The organism is Streptomyces apricus, from assembly GCF_008369065.1.
In the GTDB taxonomy this organism is placed as follows: Bacteria; Actinomycetota; Actinomycetes; order Streptomycetales; family Streptomycetaceae; genus Streptomyces; species Streptomyces apricus.
Genome location: NZ_VDFC01000146.1, coordinates 1 through 2951 on the forward strand (window position 1 = coordinate 1; position 2951 = coordinate 2951).

Consider the following 2951-nt stretch of genomic DNA (forward strand, 5'->3'; position numbering starts at 1 on the left):
GCGCGCGCGGGACGGGGGCCCGCCCGCCGGGGGCCGGGACACCGGGGGCCGGGGTTCCGGCGGCTGGGACGCCGCAGGCCGAGAGGTCGGGCACCGGGACGCCGGGGGCCGTGGGTCCAGGGGCCGGGAGGCCACAGGCCGAGAAGCCGGGCACCGCGAGCCCGGAAGCCGAGAGGCCACAGGCCGGGAGACCGGGTACCGGGACGCCGCAGGCCAAGAGGCCAGGCACCGGGAGTCCGGGGGTCGCGAGGCCGCAGGCCGGGAGGCCGGATACCGGGACGCCGCAGGSCGMGAGGCCAGGCACCAGGAGTCCGGGAGCCGGGAGTCCGGGGGCCGAGAGGCCGCAGGCCGAGAGACCGGGTACCGGGACGCCGCAGGGCGAGAGGCCGGGGACCGGGAGCGCGGGAACCGGGGGCCCGGGGACCGGGAGGCCGGGGATCGTCAGGGCGTCCAGGGCCCCGGTCCGCGGGCCGTGCCGCCGTCCGCCGAGACCCATCACGGTTACGGCACGGCCGGATGGGGCGCCGCCGAAGGCGGGGCTCAGGGGCACCGGTCCGCGGGACCGCACGTGATGCCCGCCCAGGGCGGGGCGCCCCGGGCGGAGCACACCGGCTCCACGGGATCCGGCGAGGAGGACCCGGACGACGTCCGGGAGCCCGGTGAGGGCGGCCGGAAGGGCACCCCGCTGCGGGGGACGCCCGTGCCGCGCGGTGCGCGCAAGCGCGGGCTCTCCGCGTGGGCCCGCCGCCTGGCCGGCGCCCGGGGCGAGGGCCAGGACGGCGAGGACGGCGCCTACGACCCGTACGAGACGGCGTTCGCCGAGCCCGTCGCCCTCGGCGTGCCCGAGCCCGACCGGTGGCCCGATCCCGCCGCGCTGCTGCTGGCGGCGCTGGGTCCGGGGCCCCGGCTGTGGGAGCGCGGGCCGAAGCACCCGGAGGCGCTGGTGGTCCGGCTGGGCACGGCGGACCGCAGCACGTCCGACGGCTCGGGCCTGCTGCCCGCCGTACCGGTGACCGTCGGGCTGCGGGAGGTCGGCGCGCTGGGTCTGGCCGGGCCGCGCGAGCGCCTGTCGGGGCTCGCGCGCGCGGTGGTGGCGCAGCTCGCCGCACTGCACTCCCCCGACGCGCTGGAGATCACCCTCCTCAGCACGGACCGCTCGCGTTCCCTGGAGGAGCGCACCGCGGAGTGGTCGTGGCTCGGCTGGCTGCCGCACCTGCGCCCCACCCACGGCCAGGACTGCCGCCTCCTGCTCGCCTACGACCGCGAACAGGCGGCGGCGCGCGCGGAGGAGCTGGTCCGGCGCCTGGAGGACCACCTGACGGAGACGGGCCGGACCGTCGAAAGGGGCCGGGAGGACGAGGGGCCCCGTCCCGGCGGGTCCTCCCCGGACGACAGCGGGGCCTTCGCGCCCCGCCCGAGGAACCCGGCGGACACCGGCCCGGGCGCCACCTCGCCGGCCCGCGGGAGCCACCCCTTCGGCCGCGACGAGGGCGCCACCCATCTGGGGCTCCCCCGCAGCGGCATCCAGACGGGCGAGGCGCGCGACCGGGCGCACCGGCCGTCCTGGGCGCGGCCGGACGATCCGGAGCGGCCCCGGTGGACCGGTCCCCGTACCGTCGTCGTGGTGGACGGGGACCCCGGTTCGGCCGCGGTGCGCGACGCCGTGGCCCGGCTCGCGGTCGAAGGCCCGCAGGTCGGGATACACGTCGTCTGCCTCGCCGAGACACCGGCCGCGTCGCCCTCCTCCCCGGTGGCGGACACGTACGAGGCGGCGTGCGCGGTGTCGCCCGTGTTCCGCGCGTGCGGGGCCGTCGCGCTGCTGAGCGGTGACGTGGCGACCGCCCTGCGGCTGCTGCGGGTGGCACCCGGCGCGCAGGGCCACGGCATGTCGGGCGGCCCCGTCGGCCACGGCACGGTCGCCGCGGTGGACGCCGTCTCCACGGCGTGGGCGGAACGCTTCGCGCGGGCGCTCGCGCCCCTGCGGACCGACGCAGCCGGTGAGCGGCACACCCGGGTCTCCGCGCCGCTGCCGCAGAGCGCCCGGCTGCTGGACGAGCTGGGCCTGGCCCGTGCGACCCCGGCGTCCCTGATGGCGCGCTGGGCGGACGCCGCCGACGATCCCGAGGCGCTGGGCGGCCGGGTCACGGCCGTGCTCGGCGCCGGACCGCGCGGCCCCGTCGCCGTGGACCTCCCGCACGAGGGCCCGCACCTGCTGGTCGAGGGGCCGCCCGGCAGCGGGCGTACGGAGCTGCTGCGTGCCGTCGCCGCGTCGCTCGCCGCCGCGGAGCGGCCCGACCGGCTGGGCATCGTGCTGGTCGACGGCCGGGACGGCACGGGCGGCGGAGGCAGCGGCGGGTCGGCGGCGCGCGGCGACGGGCTCCAGGTCTGCACGGACCTGCCCCACGTCACGACGCACCTGGGCGCCCACGACCCCGTACGGATGCGGGAGTTCGCGCAGTCCCTGTCCGCCGAGCTGAAGCGGCGGGCCGAGCTGCTGGGGCGGCTCGACTTCACGGAGTGGCACGCCCGGCCGCAGGGCGCGGGGCGGATCGTCGCGCAGCGGCAGGGAGGCGGGGCGGGCCTCGGTTCCGCTTCCGGTTCCGTGTCCGGCGCGGCCCCGGGGGGCCAGGCCGGAGCGGCGGACCTCGACACGCCGCCCAGTTCGACCCTGCGCCTGCGGCCCGCCGCGACGCGCGCCCGCGCGGAGGCGGCCCAGGCGGAGGCGGCCCGCGCCGTCCCGGCGCTGCCGCGGCTCGTGGTGGTCGTGGACGACCTGGACGCGCTGCTCTCGCCCCCGCTGGGGTCGCCCGGCCGGCCCGCCGCCGGTTCCGTCGTACGGGCCCTGGAGGCGGTCGCCCGGGACGGGGCGCGGCTCGGGGTGCACCTGTACGACGGAACCGGCGGCGGGCCGGCCGGGCGACCCCAGCGGGGGCGAGAGCAGCGCGTCCAGG

General features: G+C 80.3%; 1 protein-coding gene. It reads left to right on the forward strand.

What is annotated here, in order from left to right:
* Nucleotides 1-571: 571 nt before the first annotated feature.
* Nucleotides 572-2951: FtsK/SpoIIIE domain-containing protein (locus FGF04_RS38640; protein ID WP_408055726.1), on the forward strand; the 2380-nt coding region annotated here is incomplete at its 3' end.